Raw genomic sequence first — 18,881 nt, forward strand, 5'->3', positions numbered from 1 at the left:
GCTACGTAGATTGAACCAGACACGATTGAAGCAGATACATAGTACCTTACACCACGATTAGAAATCGCGCTGTACGGCTAAGTGGGCAAGGCCTTCTAGCGCCATACGGTATGGTGTTTCCGGTAGTTGCTGTAGTGCGCTAATCGCTTTATCTGCCTCTTCTTCGGCCCGCTGACGCGTATAATCAAGCGAACCACACTGCTGCATGGCGGCAAGCACTGGTTCCAGTAGGTGGCGTCCGTTTCCTTCTTCAATTGCCTGACGAATCAGCGCACTCTGTTCTGTATTGCCATTACGCATGGCGTGCAGTAGTGGCAGCGTTGGCTTGCCCTCATTAAGATCATCGCCCGTGTTTTTGCCCAGCGTTTTTCCGTCTGCACTGTAATCAAGCAGATCGTCAATTAACTGGAACGCGGTGCCCAGGTAGCGGCCGTAGTCCTGGAGCGCTTTCTCTTGCTCTGGCGTCGCGCCCGCAAGGATGGATGAAGATTGTGCGGCGGCTTCAAATAAACGAGCCGTTTTGCTGTAAATGACGCGCATATAACTTTCTTCGGTAATATCTGGGTCGTTGCAGTTCATTAACTGCAAGACTTCGCCTTCGGCAATCACGTTTACCGCTTCCGACATGAGTGCCAGAACACGTAACGATTCAAGGCTGGTCATCATCTGGAAGGCGCGGGTATAAATGAAATCCCCAACCAAAACGCTCGCGGCATTGCCAAAGGCGGCATTGGCCGTCGCTTTACCCCGACGCATGTCAGATTCGTCTACCACGTCATCATGTAGCAGTGTTGCGGTATGGATAAATTCGATCAGTGCAGCAACAGTGACGTGTTTATCACCGCTATAGTCGAGGGCTCTGGCGGCCAGAACAGCAATCATAGGGCGTATACGTTTTCCACCGCCGCTGATGATGTAATGTCCAAGTTGGTTGATCAAAACGACGTCGGAATTCAGTTGTTCAAGAATGACGTTATTAACAACTGCCATATCTTGCGCGGTTAATGTTGTAATTTGTTCTAGATTCATGGTTTGTGCCAACGTATGTCTTCAACACTGCCGTAAGATTGCTGTTGCATATCGGCAAGATGGAACTTATTGCGCCGATTGTACTTGAAAAATGAGAGAGATAAACGGCAGTTCATACGTTGTATTCTTTTTCTTCACATCCGTTGATTATACACTTGTCATCCGCAGTATTTTTGCGTAGAATTCGCGCCCTATTATGAATATTTATAGCGCACTCTGAAAACCTATAGTGAGTGCGCGGAAAGCGGAGTTTTATATGTACGCAGTTTTCCAAAGTGGTGGTAAACAACACCGAGTAAGCGAAGGTCAAACCGTTCGCTTGGAAAAGCTGGACATCGCAACTGGTGAAGCCGTTGAGTTTGACCAAGTTCTGATGGTTGCCAACGGTGAAGAAATCAAAATCGGCGTTCCTTTCGTCGATGGCGGTAAAATCAAAGCTGAAGTTGTTGCTCATGGTCGTGGCGAAAAAGTGAAGATCGTTAAGTTCCGTCGCCGTAAACACTACCGTAAGCAAGCAGGCCACCGTCAGTGGTTCACTGACGTGAAAATTACCGGCATCAGCGCTTAAGATTAGGAGAGCGGATTAAATGGCACACAAAAAAGCTGGCGGTTCAACCCGTAACGGTCGTGACTCCAATGCACAACGTCTGGGCGTAAAACGTTTTGGCGGCGAAAGTGTACTGGCTGGTAACATCATCGTTCGTCAACGTGGCACCAAATTCCACGCAGGAACTAACGTTGGCTGCGGGAAAGACCACACTCTGTTTGCTTTGACTGATGGTAAAGTTCAGTTTGAAGTTAAAGGCCCAAAAAACCGTAAATATATCAGCATCGTTGCTGAATAATTTTTCGCGTTAGGTCTTACGGATTCAAGCCCCGCAATTCTTTGCGGGGCTTTTTACATTCTGATTCTGAGTAAACCATCTGGGTAAGTATGAATACTAAACAGCAGACGGGTATCGGCCTTTGTCTGGCGTTGACTACGGCAGTTTGCTGGGGGGCGCTACCGATAGCCATGAAACAGGTTCTGGTGGTAATGGAACCTTATACGATTGTTTGGTATCGTTTTTTTATCGCCTCGATTGGACTCGGCATTATTCTGTCATACCGTAAGAATTTACCGCCAATGCGGGTTTTCCGGCATCGGCGTTGGTGGATTTTGCTACTGATCGCGACGGCTGGACTACTGGGTAACTTTGTTTTCTTTAGCTCGTCTCTGCAATATCTAAGTCCGACAGCGTCTCAGGTTATCGGGCAGCTTTCTCCTGTTGGTATGATGTTCGCCAGCGTACTTATCCTAAAGGAAAAGATGCGTGGCACGCAGGTCATTGGCGCGATCATGCTGATCTGCGGCCTGATCCTGTTCTTTAATACCAGCCTGATTGAGATTTTTACCCGGCTGACGGACTACACGCTGGGTGTGCTGTTAGGCGTCTGTGCTTCGGCGGTATGGGTATCCTATGGCGTAGCGCAGAAGGTGCTGTTGCGGCGTCTGACATCACAGCAAATTCTGTTTCTGCTATATGTGCTTTGCGTCGTGTTTATTACGCCTTTTACCAAGCTTGAGGCTATTTTCCAACTGAGCAACTGGCAGCTTATCTGCCTGCTATTCTGCGGTGCGAATACATTAATTGGGTATGGTGCGCTTGCGGAGGCCATGGCACGCTGGCAGGCGTCGCAGGTGAGTGCCGTCATTACGCTGACGCCGCTGTTTACGCTGTTGTTTTCCGATCTACTGGCGTTGGGGTGGCCGGCTTTCTTTGCTGCGCCAGTGCTGAACTGGGTTGGCTACCTGGGCGCTTTTGTCGTGGTTGCCGGTGCGATGTTTTCTGCTATCGGACATCGTTTCTTACCCGGTAAGAAAGAACCTGTGCCGCCATTGAGGGTGCAGAAGTAGCCTGAGAGATACGTATTGCAGAGGGGCACAGACGCCTTTTGACATTCTGCATGTGTTGCTTATTTTTAATACAGATGAAATTATTGGAGCAGGCAGGTACAATCCGCTCCTTTGCTGGAATGCGTTCTGGTGCGTCAGTTTTTTTAATGGTGAGTAGAAATACGCTACATGCCGTAAAATCAAAAAGTTACGCCAAGAAGAACCAATAACAAGCCTAAAACACGTAGATATTCTCTATTGGTTTTTTGCGGAGAGAATCAATGAAGTTTGTAGATGAAGCCACAATTCTTGTTGTGGCAGGCGATGGCGGTAACGGTTGTGTTAGCTTTCGTCGTGAAAAATATATTCCTAACGGTGGCCCAGATGGCGGTGACGGCGGTGACGGCGGTGACGTTTATCTGCTGGCTGACGAAAACCTGAACACACTGATCGATTACCGTTTTGAAAAATCTTTCCGCGCTGAGCGTGGACAAAACGGGCAAAGCCGTGATTGTACGGGTAAGCGCGGCAAAGATATTACGATTAAAGTCCCGGTTGGTACGCGTGTTCTCGATCAGGGAACTGGCGAAGTGCTAGGTGATATGACGCGTCATCAGCAGAGCCTGATGGTAGCGAAAGGCGGCTGGCATGGTTTAGGTAACACGCGTTTTAAATCATCCGTCAACCGTGCTCCTCGCCAGAAGACCAGCGGCACGAAAGGTGAAGAACGTGAGCTGACACTGGAACTGCTGTTGCTGGCTGACGTGGGAATGCTGGGGCTGCCCAACGCAGGTAAATCGACCTTTATCCGTGCGGTATCAGCGGCAAAACCAAAAGTCGCCGACTATCCGTTTACCACACTGGTGCCGAGCCTTGGCGTGGTTCGTATGGATAGCGAACAGAGCTTTGTTGTGGCGGATATTCCTGGTTTGATTGAAGGAGCATCCGAAGGTGCTGGGTTAGGGATTCGTTTCCTGAAGCACCTGGAGCGCTGCCGTGTTCTGTTGCACTTGGTTGATCTGGCTCCGATTGATGAGTCTGATCCGGTTGAAAATGCCAAAATCATTATCAACGAGCTAGAGCAGTACGGCGCAGGTTTGGCAGAAAAACCGCGTTGGCTGGTTTTCAACAAAGTTGATTTGATCGACAAAGCTGAAGCGGAAAAACGAGCCAAAGAGATTGCGACTGCGCTTGGCTGGGAAGGGAAATATTACCTGATTTCTGCGGCGAACCGTGAAGGCGTCACGCCACTTTGCTGGGATGTGATGAGCTTCCTGAAAGCCAATCCGAAAGTGACGGCGATTGCCGAAAGCGCACCGGAAAAAGTTGAATTCATGTGGGACGATTATCACCGTCAACAGCTGGCTGAAATAGAAAAAGAAGCTGAAGAAGAGTGGGATGATGATTGGGACGATGAAGATGACGAAGGCGTTGAGATTATCTATCAAAAGTGATGCGTTCTTCTGCTAGTTAATGCTCGCTTATTGCGGCCTTATCCCATCAGGGTAAGGCCGCATTCTTATTTTAATTGTTCTGATAAATGTCTTTGTAGAGGCGACTTTCAAATCGCACCAGAGGGACACGGCGTGCGCGTTGGTCTTCTGGCGGCACTGCATAACCGGACAGGAACTGAACGAATGCCATGCGCTGACCACTCGCGGTGGTGATGAAGCCTGCCAGATTATATACGCCCTGTAGTGCCCCGGTTTTCGCCGAAACCTTGCCATCAACGCCAGCTTCATGCAGGCCGCCACGATAGCGCAGCGTGCCGTCATAGCCGGAAAGTGGAAGCATGGTGATGTAATTCAATTCATTATCGTGCTGTGCGATGTACTGCAATACCTGCATCATCGTTTCTGGCGAAATCAGGTTGTGTCGTGACAGGCCTGAACCATCAACAACAATGCTGTTTCCTAAATCCACACCTGCTTTCTGACGCAGAATCTGGCGTACGGCATCTGCGCCGGCACGCCATGTACCCGGCACGCTAAAGCGCTCATGCCCAATGGTACGGAAAACCGTATCGGCAATCATATTGTCCGATTTTTTCAGCATGATAGTGAGCAGATCGTGCAGTGGCGCGGATTGTGTCTGAGCCAGAACGCTCCCCGCGGCTCCTGGCTGCGTCTGACGACGAAGGCTGCCCTTGATGCGAATATCTGCTTGCTGAAGCTCATCTTTAACAATCGCGCCGGCATAACTGGCCCCATCCTGAATCGCGAACGCCAGCGGAAGCGGCTCTGTGCGCTGAGTCAAACAGCCTGTAAGCGTAAAACGATTCAGTTCCCCAGGAACCACATCCAGTTCGCAATATTGCGCATCAGACGAGCCTTTAGCCAGCGTGCGGACCTCGCTGAACATTTGCACTGGATAATAGGATGCAACGCGGATAAACGCATTGTCGCCCGCTTTAGGCGCGCTGTAGAGTGAGACGGAGAAGCAGTTACGATCGACAATCGCGGCGCCCGGTGGGGCGCTGAAGCACTGGGTCATGTCGTTCCAGGGCCAGCCCGGCGCTTTATCGTGACTGGCGAATACCGAGGTATCGATTAGCACATCCCCTGCGATTTCCTGTATCCCGCGCTTTCTTAATTCTTGCACCATGTTCCGTATTTGCTGGCGCTTAAGTGTTGGATCGCCGCTAAACCGCACGATGAGGTTACCGTTTAGCATACCGCTGGTGACAGGGCCATGGCTTTCCATCGTAGTGATGAATCGATAGTCTGGACCCAATTGTAGTAATGCAGCTAATGCGGTTATCACCTTTTGTGTACTGGCGGGAAGCGCCATTTGCTGGCTATTGAAGGCCATGCTGGGTGTTGTTGAGCCAACTTTTTGTACCAATAGCGCCAGATTGGCGCCGTCTGGTAAATATTGGCGATGATCCTCAACAGAAGCTGCATTGGCATGCAGAACAAAAGCGCAGGCAAGTCCGGTAACAATCGATGAAAAACGCATAATCTCAGCTAAGAACGGGGTAACGTGTGGTCATACTACGGCGCAACAAGGTCTAAAGTAAACGATGACCCTCATTGAACTCTGGGGTAAAATACGTATCAAAATGCAAAACCGCTGCCAGCCTGGAAATTTTATTCCGGGGCTGGTTGCTTTTGCTTTATGTCCAGTGAGGACTGGCACGTTGCAGAGACTCCGTCGCCTTTGATTTTTAGCGCGTCAGGATGACGATTATTTGAGTCTTACGGACTTTTTTAGAGGTATAGACAATATGAAACAATTTCCGATGACCTTGCGTGGTGCTGAAAAATTGCGCGAAGAGCTTGACCACCTGAAATCTGTGCGTCGACCTGAGATTATTGCAGCCATTGCTGAAGCGCGTGAGCACGGCGATCTGAAAGAAAATGCAGAATACCACGCCGCACGCGAGCAGCAGGGCTTTTGTGAAGGGCGCATTCAAGACATTGAAGCGAAGCTGTCTAACGCACAGGTTATCGATGTCACGAAGATGACGGCGAACGGACGTGTTATTTTTGGCGCAACGGTAACCGTGATGAACCTGGATAATGAAGAAGAACAAACCTACCGGATTGTTGGCGATGATGAGGCGGATTTTAAGCAGAATCTGATCTCTGTCAATTCCCCGATTGCGCGTGGGCTGATCGGCAAAGAGGAAGATGACGTTGTGGTCATCCGTACGCCGGGCGGCGATGTGGAATATGAGATCCTGAAGGTCGAATATCTGTAAATTTTGCTGGGTTGTTGATTAAAACAGCAAAAATTGTAAAGAAAAGAAAAAGGCCGCTTGCGGCCTTTTCTCTAACCGAGAGGCATGGCACCTTTCCGTTAAAACTGAGTATCCTGAAATAAAAAGTGTTATCGTGGTAACACAATTTTACGTTCTTTCGCAGGACGGTACAGCACCAGCGTGTGGCCGATGACCTGAACGTTAGCGGCACCTGTTTCACGAACAATGGCCTCGACAATCAAGGCTTTGGTTTCGCGATCTTCTGTCGCTACTTTTATCTTGATCAGTTCATGATGCGCCAATGCTTGTTCGATCTCAGCCAAAACACCTTCGGTGAGACCGTTATTGCCCAGCATGACAACCGGTTTTAGCGGATGTGCCAAGCCTTTCAGGTGTTGTTTTTGTTTATTACTTAGGTTCATTGTCTTTTTTACTTAGGTTGGGATTGAAAACGGGTCATTCTACCGCCATCTCATGATTATAACCAATTTGACTGTTCTGATTGGTAATATGTGAGAAGTTTCTCCCCACCACGAGCGTGTTACTGAGAATAGTTGGAAAATCGATGGCGAATAAAAAGCGTTCTGCAAGTTCCAGTCGCTGGTTGCAGGAACACTTTAGCGATAAATATGTGCAGCAGGCCCAGAAAAAAGGGCTGCGCTCACGTGCTTGGTTTAAACTTGACGAAATACAACAGAGCGACAAACTGTTTAAACCCGGTATGACGGTTGTGGATTTAGGCGCTGCACCTGGCGGTTGGTCACAGTATGTGGTCACGCAAATTGGTGGAAATGGTCGAATTATCGCGTGCGATATTTTACCGATGGATCCGATTGTTGGCGTCGATTTCCTGCAAGGGGACTTTCGTGATGAACTGGTCCTCAAAGCCTTGCTCGAAAGGGTTGGCGATAGCAAAGTTCAGGTGGTGATGTCTGACATGGCCCCTAACATGAGTGGTACACCAGCCGTTGATATTCCGAAATCGATGTATCTGGTTGAATTAGCACTTGGTATGTGTCGGGATGTATTAGCGCCAGGCGGAAGTTTCCTGGTGAAAGTGTTTCAGGGAGAAGGTTTTGATGAATACCTACGGGAAATTCGCTCCCTGTTTACGAAAGTGAAAATTCGTAAACCAGACGCCTCACGTGCCCGGTCTCGTGAAGTGTATATTGTAGCGACAGGGCGGAAACTGTAGTACCCTAACGCTGTTTTTTAACACAGTTGTAATATGAGGTTAATCCCTTGAGTGACATGGCGAAAAACCTAATTCTCTGGTTAGTCATCGCAGTGGTGCTGATGTCTGTTTTCCAGAGCTTTGGGCCCAGCGAGTCGAATGGCCGTAGGGTGGATTATTCAACCTTCTTGACTGAAGTGAATCAGGATCAGGTCCGTGAAGCACGTATTAACGGGCGTGAGATCAGTGTTATCAAAAAAGACAGCAACAGATACACGACTTACATTCCTGTCAATGACCCCAAGCTACTGGATAACCTGCTAACGAAGAATGTGAAAGTCGTTGGTGAGCCACCGGAAGAGCCAAGCCTGTTGGCTTCTATCTTTATTTCCTGGTTCCCGATGCTGCTACTCATTGGCGTCTGGATCTTCTTCATGCGTCAAATGCAAGGCGGCGGCGGTAAAGGTGCCATGTCCTTCGGCAAGAGCAAAGCGCGTATGCTGACTGAAGATCAGATCAAGACGACGTTTGCTGATGTTGCTGGTTGCGACGAAGCGAAGGAAGAGGTTAGCGAACTGGTTGAGTACCTGCGTGAACCTAGCCGTTTCCAGAAGTTGGGCGGTAAGATTCCGAAAGGTATTCTGATGGTCGGCCCGCCGGGAACCGGTAAAACGCTGCTGGCGAAGGCGATTGCTGGTGAAGCGAAAGTCCCTTTCTTTACGATTTCCGGTTCTGACTTCGTTGAAATGTTTGTTGGTGTTGGTGCTTCTCGCGTTCGTGATATGTTCGAACAGGCGAAGAAAGCGGCACCTTGTATCATCTTTATCGATGAAATCGATGCCGTTGGCCGTCAGCGTGGTGCAGGTTTAGGCGGTGGTCACGATGAACGTGAACAAACGCTGAACCAAATGCTGGTTGAGATGGACGGCTTTGAAGGCAACGAAGGCATTATTGTTATCGCGGCGACGAACCGTCCCGATGTGCTTGACCCAGCTTTGTTGCGTCCCGGTCGTTTTGACCGTCAGGTTGTGGTTGGCCTGCCGGATGTTCGCGGTCGTGAACAGATTTTGAAAGTGCATATGCGTCGCGTACCGCTGTCTCCCGATATCGATGCGTCAGTGATTGCGCGTGGGACTCCAGGTTTCTCTGGTGCGGACTTGGCTAACCTGGTTAACGAAGCCGCATTGTTCTCTGCTCGTGGTAATAAACGTGTCGTTTCGATGGTCGAATTCGAGAAAGCGAAAGACAAAATCATGATGGGTGCCGAGCGCCGTTCCATGGTTATGACTGAAAAGCAGAAAGAATCGACGGCATACCATGAAGCCGGTCACGCTATCATTGGTCGTCTGGTGCCAGAGCACGATCCGGTTCATAAAGTGACGATCATCCCACGTGGTCGTGCGCTGGGCGTGACGTTCTTCCTGCCTGAAGGTGATGCGATCAGTGCCAGCCGTCAGAAATTGGAAAGCCAGATCTCTACGCTGTACGGTGGTCGACTGGCTGAAGAAATCATTTACGGCGTGGAGCATGTTTCGACTGGCGCGTCTAATGACATCAAAGTCGCAACGTCGATTGCTCGTAACATGGTGACGCAGTGGGGTTTCTCTGAAAAATTGGGTCCATTGCTTTATGCAGAAGAAGAGGGCGAAGTATTCCTTGGCCGTTCTGTCGCAAAAGCCAAACACATGTCAGATGAAACGGCGCGTATCATCGATCAGGAAGTGAAATCACTGATTGAACGTAACTATGTGCGTGCTCGTGAGCTGTTGATGGCAAATATGGACATCCTTCACTCAATGAAAGATGCGTTGATGAAGTATGAAACCATTGATGCGCCGCAGATTGACGATTTGATGGGTCGCAAGAAAGAGGTTCGTCCGCCTGCGGGCTGGGAAGCATCTCGTTCTGACAACGATTCCAGCAACGGCGGTGGGACACCTAAAGCCCCTACGCCAGTGGATGAGCCGCAAACACCTAATTCTGATTCCGGTAACACGACTCCCGGTAACCCCCTGTCTGAGCAAGCGGACGACAAATAATTCGCCTGCGATTGATATCGGTAATTCACAAAACCCCAGCTCAGGCTGGGGTTTTTTACTGAGAATGTTCTTCGAATCACCTTTCATGCTAACTACACCAGAATGCGGAGGTAAATCATGCAACTGGTTGCCAGAGACTCAACGCTGGATCTTTCCTGTCCACGTATCATGGGTATTCTTAACGTCACGCCGGACTCTTTTTCCGATGGCGGAAAACACAACAAGCTTGATGCGGCATTACTGCATGTTCAGGAGATGGTTAACGCTGGTGCGGCCCTGATCGATATTGGCGGTGAATCAACACGCCCTGGGGCAGATGAGGTGAGCACGGAAGAAGAGTTGGAACGTGTGGTGCCTGTCGTTGAGGCCATCGCTAAGCGGTTTGATGTCTGGATCTCGGTCGATACTTCAAAGCCGGAAGTCATGACGGCGTCAGCGCTGGCAGGTGCACATCTGATTAATGATATTCGCGCTTTGCAAGAGCCAGGTGCGCTGGAAGCGGCGGCGGCAACGGGGCTACCTGTGTGTCTGATGCACATGCAGGGGATGCCGAGAACCATGCAGCATAAGCCGCATTATGATGACCTGATGCAGGACATCGGCAATTTCTTGCAACAGCAGATTGATCGCTGCGTGAACGCCAATATTCCGAAAAGTAAGCTATTGCTGGATCCTGGGTTCGGATTCGGTAAGAATCTTGCCCATAATTATGCGCTTCTGGCTCGCCTGAGCGAATTACATCGTTTTGAACTGCCGCTTCTGGTGGGGATGTCGAGGAAATCCATGATTGGACAACTCCTTAATGTGCCGCCTGCGCAGCGTGTTCATGGTAGTGTTGCCTGTGCTGTGATCGCGGCGATGCAGGGAGCACAGATTATTCGCGTGCACGATGTTAAAGAAACGGCTGATGCCATGCGCATTGTTGAGGCGACCCTTTCTGCGAAGGAATAAAAACGAGATGAGTAACCGCAAATATTTTGGTACCGATGGCGTGCGTGGCAAGGTTGGTAATACACCGATTACCCCTGATTTTGTGCTTAAACTGGGTTGGGCTGCGGGGAAAGTGCTCGCACGGCATGGTTCTCGTAAGATTATTATCGGCAAAGATACCCGCATTTCAGGCTACATGCTGGAGTCTGCGTTGGAAGCCGGGCTGGCAGCGGCGGGGTTGTCGGCTTCTTTTACTGGCCCGATGCCGACGCCAGCGGTTGCTTATCTCACCCGCACGTTCCGTGCAGAAGCGGGTATCGTTATTTCTGCTTCTCATAACCCGTATTACGACAACGGTATTAAATTCTTCTCAATTGACGGTACCAAGTTGCCGGATGACGTAGAAGAAGCAATAGAAGCGGAACTGGAAAAACCGCTGACGTGTGTTGAGTCTGCTGAATTAGGCAAAGCCAGCCGCATTGTTGACGCCGCTGGTCGCTACATCGAGTTTTGTAAGGGTACGTTCCCGAGCGAACTGAGTCTCAATGGTTTAAAGATTGTCGTCGATTGCGCCAATGGTGCGACCTATCATATCGCCCCCAGCGTATTACGCGAGCTTGGTGCTAAAGTCATCGCAATTGGCTGTGAACCGGATGGCATGAATATCAATGAAGAGTGCGGGGCGACCGACGTCAGGCTACTGCAGGCTCGCGTGCTGGCTGAGAAAGCGGATGTTGGCCTCGCGTTTGACGGCGATGGCGATCGGCTCATCATGGTCGACCATTTGGGCAACAAAGTCGATGGCGACCAGATTCTGTATATCATCGCCCGTGAAGGTTTACGCCAAGGGCAACTGCGTGGCGGTGCCGTGGGCACGCTGATGAGTAACATGGGGCTTGAGGTGGCATTAAAGCAGCTGGGCATCCCGTTTGCTCGCGCCAAGGTGGGCGATCGCTATGTATTAGAAATGATGCAGGCAAAAGGGTGGCGCATTGGTGCAGAAAACTCCGGCCATGTCATCTTGCTCGACAAAACGACGACGGGCGACGGTGTGATTGCTGGTTTGCAGGTTCTTACCGCGATAGTGAGAAATCATATGAGTCTGCATGATTTATGCAGCGGTATGAAGCTGTTTCCACAGATCCTGGTCAACGTACGGTTTACGGGAGAAAACGACCCGCTGGAAGATAAAAACGTTCAGCAGATTACGCAGGATGTGGAAAAAGAATTGGCCGGACGCGGGCGGGTGTTGCTGCGTAAATCCGGTACTGAGCCGCTTATCCGTGTCATGGTTGAGGGTGAACAGGAAGAGACCGTTATCGCGCTGGCAAACCGCATTGCCGATGCGGTGAAAGCTGTTGGTTGAGGTTTTTTTGATTAACCAATCAGGCAGATATAATACTGTTCACTTAAGCGTAGATTTAGAGGGAAACACGGTGATGAGGTTCCCGCCGGGATACCTCGCACCGTGGTAGCCCCCGGTATCTCGATTCTTAAACGATCGGCATTAAATCAGGCAGATAGGGCTTTTGGCATGCATCTTGTGCCGAAAGCCGCTGTTTTTTTCTGCAATCAACCCGCGGTGACCAAATTACCCTTGCGTACGTTACATCCTTTGGTTAGTATTCAGACCCGCTTGATAAGGGATGTTTGAGACATCTGACTTGCGGAATGACGCGCGGTTTGCCGCCAGAATATAGCATTCTCCATGAGACATGGAGAAAACGGTTAACAGGTACGACTATGTACGAAGCTCTATTAGTGATTTTCCTGTTAGTATCGATCGGGCTGGTTGCCTTGATCATGCTTCAGCAGGGTAAAGGTGCTGATATGGGAGCCTCGTTCGGAGCAGGTGCTTCTGCCACTTTGTTCGGTTCGAGCGGCTCTGGTAATTTCATGACCCGCATGACGGCGATACTGGCGACCCTGTTCTTCATTATCAGCCTCATTCTGGGCAACCTGAGTTCGCTGCAGAAAAAAGGCGGTGCTTGGGATAACCTGAGCCAGCCTGAAAAAGTCGAGCAGACGACAACGCCTGCTGCGCCTTCAACGCCGGCGAGTGACATTCCGAAGTAAGCGTTTTAAAGTAGTAATTGTGATGCCGTGGTGGTGGAATTGGTAGACACGCTACCTTGAGGTGGTAGTGCCCGATTGGGCTTACGGGTTCAAGTCCCGTCCTCGGTACCAACATAAAAAATAGACGTCAATGGACGTCTATTTTTTTGTCTTTAATTTCTGGTCTCAGCGCTTTACAGGCGCACCAACTGCTTGCCGAAGTGTTTACTGTCTAATAAGTCGATAAAGGCTTGAGGCGCATTCTCTATTCCCTCAATAATGTTCTCTCGATATTTTAATCGCCCTTTCTCAACGGCATCGAGTAGCCAAATGTCCGCTTCTGCGTAGTCTTTGAACCACTCAGTGACGAGAAAAAATCGGCTCAGAGGGGCTTCGGGCAAAGAAGAGAAAAATGCCACCGGGCTTGAAGCATCAACATCATGCCCTTGATTATAGAGTGCCGCGCTGCCACAAACAGGAACTCTGGCACCTTCGTTAAGCAACCTGGCAACGAAGAGAGAAACTCTGCCACCAACATTTTCAAAATAGATGTCAATTCCGTTGGGACAAGCAGCTCGCAAGGCCTGATCTAAACCAGCTTCTTTATAATTAATACAAGTATCAAACCCAAGAGTCTCAACGACATAACGGCATTTTTCTTCGCTGCCCGCCAAGCCGACCACGCGACACCCTGCTTGTTTGCCTAGCTGTCCGACGGCTGAACCGACACCTCCTGATGCAGCGGATACCACCAACGTTTCTCCTGCTTTGGGTTTGGCTATTTTATTCAGGCCAAAATAAGCGGAACGTCCTGGTGTTCCTGCGGCCCCCAAAAAAATAGAAGGTGATAGAGCCGTCGGCAGTACGCGGTGTGTAATAAAATCCTGAGGCGTACCGACATAGTATTTCTGCCAGCCTGAAAAGGTAAATACGCAGTCTCCAACCTGAAATTTTGGATTTTTTGTTGCTACGATATTGCCTATTGTTTCCCCTTGAATAACCTCTCCGAGCTTGATAGTGCTAACAAAGGCCGTATTTCTACTGAGTCGAGCGCGCGTGTATTGGTCAATAGATAGCCACTTATTTTCAACTATGTATTCGCCGGGTTGTAACGCATTGATATGGCGTTCATCAAGCCTAAAGTGTTCTAACTGGGCTGGGCCATCAGGATGGTGAGCGAGTACGATTAGTTTATTTGTTAACGGGTTCATAATATTCCCTATATTCATCATTCATTACGCATGACTTGATGGCTGGTTCAGACAGCGTCATCTTGCGCATGTGAGGACCAGCGATATTTTGGCCATTTGAAGCTGAAAATGACGAGCAACAATGTTAGAGGCCAACCGCTGATCAGGACGAGGGTATCCATTGGTAATCCAGGCCGGAGTGAAAGGGTATAAATGACGATGGCTTTTATCAGATAGGCCACAATCCAGACCAATGAGACTTCGTTCCATATTTTGGTGTACCGTGGGGTGCCATAGTGAGGAAGTGTTTTTAGTCTTGGCGTAGCTTGTTCCGCTAGTGTCTGTATGACTGGACGCCCGAGCATGCTGTAAATGCTGAAGATAATCACGGTGGACATTGCGCCGCTGACGGATAAAAAGACGCTCTCCTGCCTGATATCAAACAGCATATACCCTTCCAAATAAAGATAATGGCTTAGGCCTGAAACCAAAATAAGGGCGATGATCGGCAAGTAGCCTTTCCACCGACTGATATATTGCAGGACACCAGAATAGATAGCTGTAATTAATAATGCAGCTCCTGCCCCCCATTGCCAGAAAGCGATATTGTAAATAATAATTGGTAAGATAATGGTTAGGATGGCATCGCGTGATACCAGATATTGCCAAACGGTTAACGACGGTGTATCGCTCATTTGCTTCTCCTCGCTTATGTGATCAAACCGCCGTTAAACATTTGAAACCGCAGACGGCGGATGTGTTATCGCAATACGCGCTTTAGCTTCTCTGCTATGCGTGAAATATGCGGTGCGTTCATCATTGAGATATGATCGCCAGAAGCTGCCAGCACGGTCAGACATCCTTCAGTCAGGCGATGCCACCCTAACCCGGATTCGGGCAGGCGGATTCGCCCAGGTAAAATATCCTCCGCTTCGACGACCAGTAGGTTTCCAGGGTAAGGTTCGCTACGGTAGGTCTCTGCTGCGTAAATATGTGATTGTAAGATATTGAGAAAATCCTGAAATTCTTGTGGCCCAATCTCGTCAGGAACTAGCCCCACTCGCTTAAACTCTGCCAGAAAGCGTGTTGTGCGCTGCTCATTACTCATGCCTAGAAGCGACTTCTCTGAAAGATCGAAAGATGCACCGGTAAACAAAGCCACTTTATGCGCAAAGTACGCCAGACGTTCAGCCTCGCTCATGCCTGCTGAGCCGTCGATGTTGATCTCTGGTGCAGGTTGGTCCAACACTAATACCGTAGGCGTTATGCCTTTTTTCGCGAGCTGCTGCGCCATTTCAAAAGCGATAGTTGCGCCGAGAGACCATCCTCCGAGTACCAGACGAGAGCGATGAACGATGTCGCCAGCTTCTGAGAGGTAGAACGCGGCAAGCGTTTTGATATCGGCGTTATAAGGCTGGTTAACGCTGAAATCAGGCACTTGAATACCGTATATGGGGTAGCGCTCGCCCAATTCACGCGCCAGCGCGGAATAGCACAGCACGTTACCGCCAGCGGGGTGGATCAAAAGCAACGTGGGTTTATCTTCTGGCTGACCACGGTTGATTGTCACCCTTGCGGTTTGAGTCTGGGTGCCTTTTTCTTCAATCACACGCGCCAACTGGGCAATGCTGCTGTTCTCGAACAACTGCCCCAGAGACAGGGATGTCCCAAAATGCTGATTAACGCTCAGGATGAGCTTTAATGCGCTGAGAGAATTCCCGCCAAGGATAAAGAAGCTCTCCTGCGTATCAATCGTCTCGCTTTGTAAAATGTCGCGATAAATTTCATGTAGGTCATGTTCACGCTGATTTTCTGGGGCATGGAATGCTACGCGCTTTTCTACTGAGGGCAGGGGTAACGCAGCATAATTTATCTTACCGCTGGCGGTTAATGGCATCGCTTCTAGCCATACCCAGTGTTCTGGCTGCATATAGTCTGGCAGTTTTTTTTGCAGCGCCGTTTTAACTTTGGCCTGACTAGGTTCATCAATGCCGCACAGGTACGCGGTTAAGACCGTTTCCCCGTGGGGAAGCGTGTTTTGTTTAATCGCTACGTGAGTCGCATTAGCCACCTGTTGTAATGCCTGTTCGATCTCTGCCAGCTCAACGCGGTAGCCGCGTACTTTAACCTGGCGATCCAACCGTCCCATAAATTCAAGATTGCCGTCAGGCAGGAAACGGCCTTTGTCACCGCTGCGATAAAGCCGTTCGCCCTCAAGGTAAGGGTGAGGAATAAAGCGTGCGTTATTTTGATCTGGCAGGCCAATGTACCCTTCTGCGACATGCGAGCCGCCCAGATAAATTTCACCCGGTAAGCCAGTCGGAACGAGCTGCTGATAAGGATCGAGCAGCAGGACATGGCTATCGGTCAGAGGTTTCCCGATGGGTAAGTAATTACCGGCGATCGCGTTAAGATCTTCTGGCACCGGATAGGTAGTGACGCCGACCGTACATTCGGTTGGGCCATAATGATTGAGGATGCGGCAAGACGTTCGAAACTCTCGTACACGCTTGATGAGTGACAGAGGAACGCGTTCCCCACCGATAACCAGCAACTGACGAGGTAATAACGCTTCAGCCTGTGGTGACGTTAATAACGTCGCTAAATGCGACGGCGTGATCTTGATGCAATCTACCGGATAGCGCGCCAGATAAGCGAACAGCTCTTGTGGGGAGCGGAGTAATTCCGTGCTGATCACGTCCAACTGACCCTGGTGAATCAGTGCAGGAAACAGCACCGTGTGTGCTAAGTCCGTTGTGAAGGATGAAAACATGCCGTAGCGGGCATCGGGCGGCAGGTTGAGCACGGGCTGAATAGCCTGACAGTAGTGGCTTAGCTGTGAGTGTTTGACCCGAACGCCCTTGGGTTTGCCGGTACTGCCCGAGGTATAAATGATGTAAGCCGGGCCATCCGTCACGGTTTGTGACTGAGCGGGGTTGCTTACTGGCATGGCGCTGCGGTTTTGTCTTACGTAGAGGCAGGGGAGCTTATCACCGGGCGCCTGTTCGTCGATGATGACGCAGCGGGCAGCTGAATTTTGCAGGATGAACTCAACATGCAGCGCAGGGAGATCGATATCGATTGGAACGTAGCATCCACCTGCTTTTAACACGGCCAGAATCGCGACGACGTAATACTCGCTTTTAGGCATGAACAGCGCGACACACTCCCCATGAGCAATGCCGTCTTTCTGGAGCTGATGAGCCAGCTGGTTCGCTCGCTCATTGAGCTGAGCATAGCTGAATGTACGGCCTTCACAGCGAACCGCGATGGCATCGGGATGTTGTTGTACCTGTTGTTCAAACTGCCGATGAACCGCGGGCGGGAATGTGCTAGCGGCCGGCTGGCATTGTGCGATTGTCGCCCGACGCTCTTCGTCGCCTAACAGCGAAAGATCCCGCACGGTGAGCTGCGGTTGGTTAATTAAGGTCTCAAGCGTCGCTCGCAAGTCATTCAGCATGCGTCGGACAGTATTGCTGGAAAATAACGCGCTGCTGTAGTTCATGGTGAACAGTAGGCCGTTGCTATCTTTATCTTCTTCTACCCATAAGTTGAGATCCAGTTTTGCAGTGCCGTAATCCACTTTTAACGGTTTATATTTGAACCCGCCATGGCTGCTGTGAAAATGGGGGAAGACCTGATACGTCAAGATTGCCTGGAAGATTGGATTGATCTGGGGATTACGCACATAGGTAATCTCATCCAGAATATAGTTGAACGGCACATCCTGATATCTCAGAGTTTCTTCACATTCGACGCGCACGTCCTCAATCAGCGAAGCGATACTGGCATCAGGATCGATATCAAAGCGTAATGGTAGGGTGTTCATGAATAACCCCATCATATTTTGCGTGGCCGGTAAATTGCGGTTGGCAAACGGTGCGCCGATGATGATTTCCTGCTGTCCGCTATATTTATGCAGCAGGAGTTGGTATGCCGTGAGGATAACGTGGAATTGCGTTGCCTGATGCTGTGCCGCACAGGTTTGCAAACGCTGACAGAAAGAGGAGTCAAAGAATTGGCTGGTGATGCTGCCTGCGGTGCTCATTTTGGCTGGACGAGGGTAGTCTGTTGCCAGCTCTAACTGCCCCGTGATGCCATCCAACCTCTTAGCCCAATAGGACAGTCCTGTCTGGTATTCGCCCTCGCTATACCACCGATCTTCTGCCAGTGCGTAATCGGCGAACTGGAGCATTTTCTCGATAGGTAATGTCCCCCCTTGTAACAAACGGAAATAATTTTCCATCAGCATTTTGAAGAACACATTGACCGTCCACCCGTCGGAAATAATGTGATGAAAGGTCAGGAACAGGACATAATCATGCTGATGAATTTTGGCCATATGGAGATAAACCAAGGGGCCATTCTCCAGATCAAAAACAATATTTCCTTTCACTTTGGCAGTTTCTGAAACGTATTTTTCAAGCTCTTCTTCGCTGAACGCGGAGATATCCTCGAAGCTAAACGGAAAAGACATATCGTTGGCGATGTGTTGACACACATCGTTATCGACCAGCCGGAATGTTGTACGCAGAATGTCATGTTGTTGCATCAGATAGTCGAGCGTTTGCTGTACTCGCTGTGGCTCCATGTCGTGCTCGATCCTGCAGGCAAGCACATACGGATTATTATAAACCAGGCTATCGTCAAGGTATTGGGAGAGCATCCAGATACGCTTCTGCGCGCTGGTCATGGGGAAATGGACTCTGCCTGGAGTGGCGTGCGGAGTAATGGTTTTACCTGAGGATGTATTGCTCGCTTTCTTCTTTTCTCTGGCCAGTTTTTTGAGTTCATCCAGGCTAAGCGAGGTCAGTTTTGCGGTGGGAAGCTGCGTCATTATCGAGTCTCATTTTGTGATAGTCGGTTTTTTACAGTAGCGGCCGCC

At 49.9% G+C, this 18,881-nt stretch carries 16 protein-coding genes and 1 tRNA gene; 11 read left to right on the forward strand and 6 right to left on the reverse strand.

Going from position 1 to position 18,881, the window contains the following annotated elements; genetic code table 11:
- Positions 1 to 57: 57 nt before the first annotated feature.
- The gene (gene ispB / locus LCF41_RS03145) at positions 58 to 1,029 is read right to left on the reverse strand and encodes an octaprenyl diphosphate synthase (RefSeq protein ID WP_225086850.1); all 972 of its coding nucleotides are present in this window, start codon (positions 1,027 to 1,029) and stop codon (positions 58 to 60) included.
- Between the two features lie 256 nt (positions 1,030 to 1,285).
- Between ispB and rplU the strand changes: the two genes are divergently transcribed.
- The 4 genes from rplU (at position 1,286) to cgtA (ending at position 4,359) form a co-directional block, all read left to right on the forward strand.
- On the forward strand, positions 1,286 to 1,597 hold the full coding sequence (gene rplU, locus LCF41_RS03150) for a 50S ribosomal protein L21 (RefSeq protein ID WP_010283026.1): 312 nt from the start codon (positions 1,286 to 1,288) through the stop codon (positions 1,595 to 1,597).
- Between the two features lie 19 nt (positions 1,598 to 1,616).
- Positions 1,617 to 1,874: a 50S ribosomal protein L27 gene (rpmA, locus tag LCF41_RS03155; protein ID WP_012773263.1), complete on the forward strand. Its 258-nt coding sequence runs from the start codon at positions 1,617 to 1,619 to the stop codon at positions 1,872 to 1,874.
- Between the two features lie 89 nt (positions 1,875 to 1,963).
- Positions 1,964 to 2,926: a DMT family transporter gene (locus tag LCF41_RS03160; RefSeq protein WP_225086851.1), complete on the forward strand. Its 963-nt coding sequence runs from the start codon at positions 1,964 to 1,966 to the stop codon at positions 2,924 to 2,926.
- Between the two features lie 260 nt (positions 2,927 to 3,186).
- Positions 3,187 to 4,359, forward strand: coding sequence for an Obg family GTPase CgtA (gene cgtA / locus LCF41_RS03165; protein ID WP_012773265.1), 1,173 nt, complete (start codon positions 3,187 to 3,189; stop codon positions 4,357 to 4,359).
- A gap of 70 nt (positions 4,360 to 4,429) precedes the next feature.
- On the opposite strand, the gene dacB is transcribed toward cgtA, so the two are convergent.
- On the reverse strand, positions 4,430 to 5,863 hold the full coding sequence (gene dacB, locus LCF41_RS03170) for a serine-type D-Ala-D-Ala carboxypeptidase (protein ID WP_225086852.1): 1,434 nt from the start codon (positions 5,861 to 5,863) through the stop codon (positions 4,430 to 4,432).
- Between the two features lie 268 nt (positions 5,864 to 6,131).
- Here dacB and greA point away from each other — a divergent pair, with 268 nt between their 5' ends.
- Positions 6,132 to 6,608 (forward strand): transcription elongation factor GreA, encoded by a 477-nt coding sequence (greA, locus tag LCF41_RS03175; protein WP_012773267.1) that lies wholly within the window; start codon positions 6,132 to 6,134, stop codon positions 6,606 to 6,608.
- 128 nt (positions 6,609 to 6,736) lie between these two features.
- On the opposite strand, the gene yhbY is transcribed toward greA, so the two are convergent.
- On the reverse strand, positions 6,737 to 7,030 hold the full coding sequence (yhbY, locus tag LCF41_RS03180) for a ribosome assembly RNA-binding protein YhbY (protein ID WP_010283039.1): 294 nt from the start codon (positions 7,028 to 7,030) through the stop codon (positions 6,737 to 6,739).
- Positions 7,031 to 7,173: 143 nt separating this feature from the next.
- On the opposite strand from yhbY, the gene rlmE reads away from it, so the two are divergent.
- The 6 genes from rlmE (at position 7,174) to LCF41_RS03210 (ending at position 12,938) form a co-directional block, all read left to right on the forward strand.
- Complete coding sequence (gene rlmE / locus LCF41_RS03185; RefSeq protein WP_012773268.1) at positions 7,174 to 7,803, forward strand: 23S rRNA (uridine(2552)-2'-O)-methyltransferase RlmE; 630 nt, start codon at positions 7,174 to 7,176, stop codon at positions 7,801 to 7,803.
- A 56-nt stretch (positions 7,804 to 7,859) separates the two neighbouring features.
- The gene (ftsH, locus tag LCF41_RS03190) at positions 7,860 to 9,821 is read left to right on the forward strand and encodes an ATP-dependent zinc metalloprotease FtsH (RefSeq protein WP_225086853.1); all 1,962 of its coding nucleotides are present in this window, start codon (positions 7,860 to 7,862) and stop codon (positions 9,819 to 9,821) included.
- A gap of 117 nt (positions 9,822 to 9,938) precedes the next feature.
- On the forward strand, positions 9,939 to 10,772 hold the full coding sequence (folP, locus tag LCF41_RS03195) for a dihydropteroate synthase (protein ID WP_225086854.1): 834 nt from the start codon (positions 9,939 to 9,941) through the stop codon (positions 10,770 to 10,772).
- Positions 10,773 to 10,779: 7 nt separating this feature from the next.
- Positions 10,780 to 12,117: a phosphoglucosamine mutase gene (glmM, locus tag LCF41_RS03200; RefSeq protein WP_225086855.1), complete on the forward strand. Its 1,338-nt coding sequence runs from the start codon at positions 10,780 to 10,782 to the stop codon at positions 12,115 to 12,117.
- A 377-nt stretch (positions 12,118 to 12,494) separates the two neighbouring features.
- Complete coding sequence (gene secG, locus LCF41_RS03205; RefSeq protein ID WP_225086856.1) at positions 12,495 to 12,827, forward strand: preprotein translocase subunit SecG; 333 nt, start codon at positions 12,495 to 12,497, stop codon at positions 12,825 to 12,827.
- A gap of 24 nt (positions 12,828 to 12,851) precedes the next feature.
- Positions 12,852 to 12,938 (forward strand) — tRNA-Leu (locus LCF41_RS03210).
- 62 nt (positions 12,939 to 13,000) lie between these two features.
- Here the strand turns inward: LCF41_RS03210 and LCF41_RS03215 are convergent.
- The 3 genes from LCF41_RS03215 to LCF41_RS03225 form a co-directional block, all read right to left on the reverse strand.
- Positions 13,001 to 14,038 carry an NADP-dependent oxidoreductase gene (locus tag LCF41_RS03215; protein ID WP_225086857.1) on the reverse strand — a complete coding sequence of 346 codons (1,038 nt, stop codon included), beginning with the start codon at positions 14,036 to 14,038 and terminating at the stop codon, positions 13,001 to 13,003.
- Between the two features lie 26 nt (positions 14,039 to 14,064).
- Positions 14,065 to 14,691 (reverse strand): hypothetical protein, encoded by a 627-nt coding sequence (locus tag LCF41_RS03220; RefSeq protein ID WP_225086858.1) that lies wholly within the window; start codon positions 14,689 to 14,691, stop codon positions 14,065 to 14,067.
- A 65-nt stretch (positions 14,692 to 14,756) separates the two neighbouring features.
- The gene (locus LCF41_RS03225; RefSeq protein WP_225086859.1) at positions 14,757 to 18,833 is read right to left on the reverse strand and encodes a non-ribosomal peptide synthetase; all 4,077 of its coding nucleotides are present in this window, start codon (positions 18,831 to 18,833) and stop codon (positions 14,757 to 14,759) included.
- Positions 18,834 to 18,881: the final 48 nt, after the last annotated feature.

The sequence above is a fragment of the Pectobacterium colocasium genome (genome assembly GCF_020181655.1).
Lineage (GTDB): Bacteria > Pseudomonadota > Gammaproteobacteria > Enterobacterales > Enterobacteriaceae > Pectobacterium > Pectobacterium colocasium.

Coding starts and splice junctions, on each gene's coding strand:
- yhbY (WP_010283039.1), bottom strand. CDS start 7,030: ATGAACCTAAGTAATAAACAAAAACAACACCTGAAAGGCTTGGCACAT.
- secG (WP_225086856.1), top strand. CDS start 12,495: ATGTACGAAGCTCTATTAGTGATTTTCCTGTTAGTATCGATCGGGCTG.
- ispB (WP_225086850.1), bottom strand. CDS start 1,029: ATGAATCTAGAACAAATTACAACATTAACCGCGCAAGATATGGCAGTT.
- greA (WP_012773267.1), top strand. CDS start 6,132: ATGAAACAATTTCCGATGACCTTGCGTGGTGCTGAAAAATTGCGCGAA.
- cgtA (WP_012773265.1), top strand. CDS start 3,187: ATGAAGTTTGTAGATGAAGCCACAATTCTTGTTGTGGCAGGCGATGGC.
- LCF41_RS03225 (WP_225086859.1), bottom strand. CDS start 18,833: ATGACGCAGCTTCCCACCGCAAAACTGACCTCGCTTAGCCTGGATGAA.
- ftsH (WP_225086853.1), top strand. CDS start 7,860: ATGGCGAAAAACCTAATTCTCTGGTTAGTCATCGCAGTGGTGCTGATG.
- glmM (WP_225086855.1), top strand. CDS start 10,780: ATGAGTAACCGCAAATATTTTGGTACCGATGGCGTGCGTGGCAAGGTT.
- dacB (WP_225086852.1), bottom strand. CDS start 5,863: ATGCGTTTTTCATCGATTGTTACCGGACTTGCCTGCGCTTTTGTTCTG.
- rlmE (WP_012773268.1), top strand. CDS start 7,174: ATGGCGAATAAAAAGCGTTCTGCAAGTTCCAGTCGCTGGTTGCAGGAA.
- rplU (WP_010283026.1), top strand. CDS start 1,286: ATGTACGCAGTTTTCCAAAGTGGTGGTAAACAACACCGAGTAAGCGAA.
- LCF41_RS03220 (WP_225086858.1), bottom strand. CDS start 14,691: ATGAGCGATACACCGTCGTTAACCGTTTGGCAATATCTGGTATCACGC.
- LCF41_RS03215 (WP_225086857.1), bottom strand. CDS start 14,038: ATGATGAATATAGGGAATATTATGAACCCGTTAACAAATAAACTAATC.
- folP (WP_225086854.1), top strand. CDS start 9,939: ATGCAACTGGTTGCCAGAGACTCAACGCTGGATCTTTCCTGTCCACGT.
- LCF41_RS03160 (WP_225086851.1), top strand. CDS start 1,964: ATGAATACTAAACAGCAGACGGGTATCGGCCTTTGTCTGGCGTTGACT.
- rpmA (WP_012773263.1), top strand. CDS start 1,617: ATGGCACACAAAAAAGCTGGCGGTTCAACCCGTAACGGTCGTGACTCC.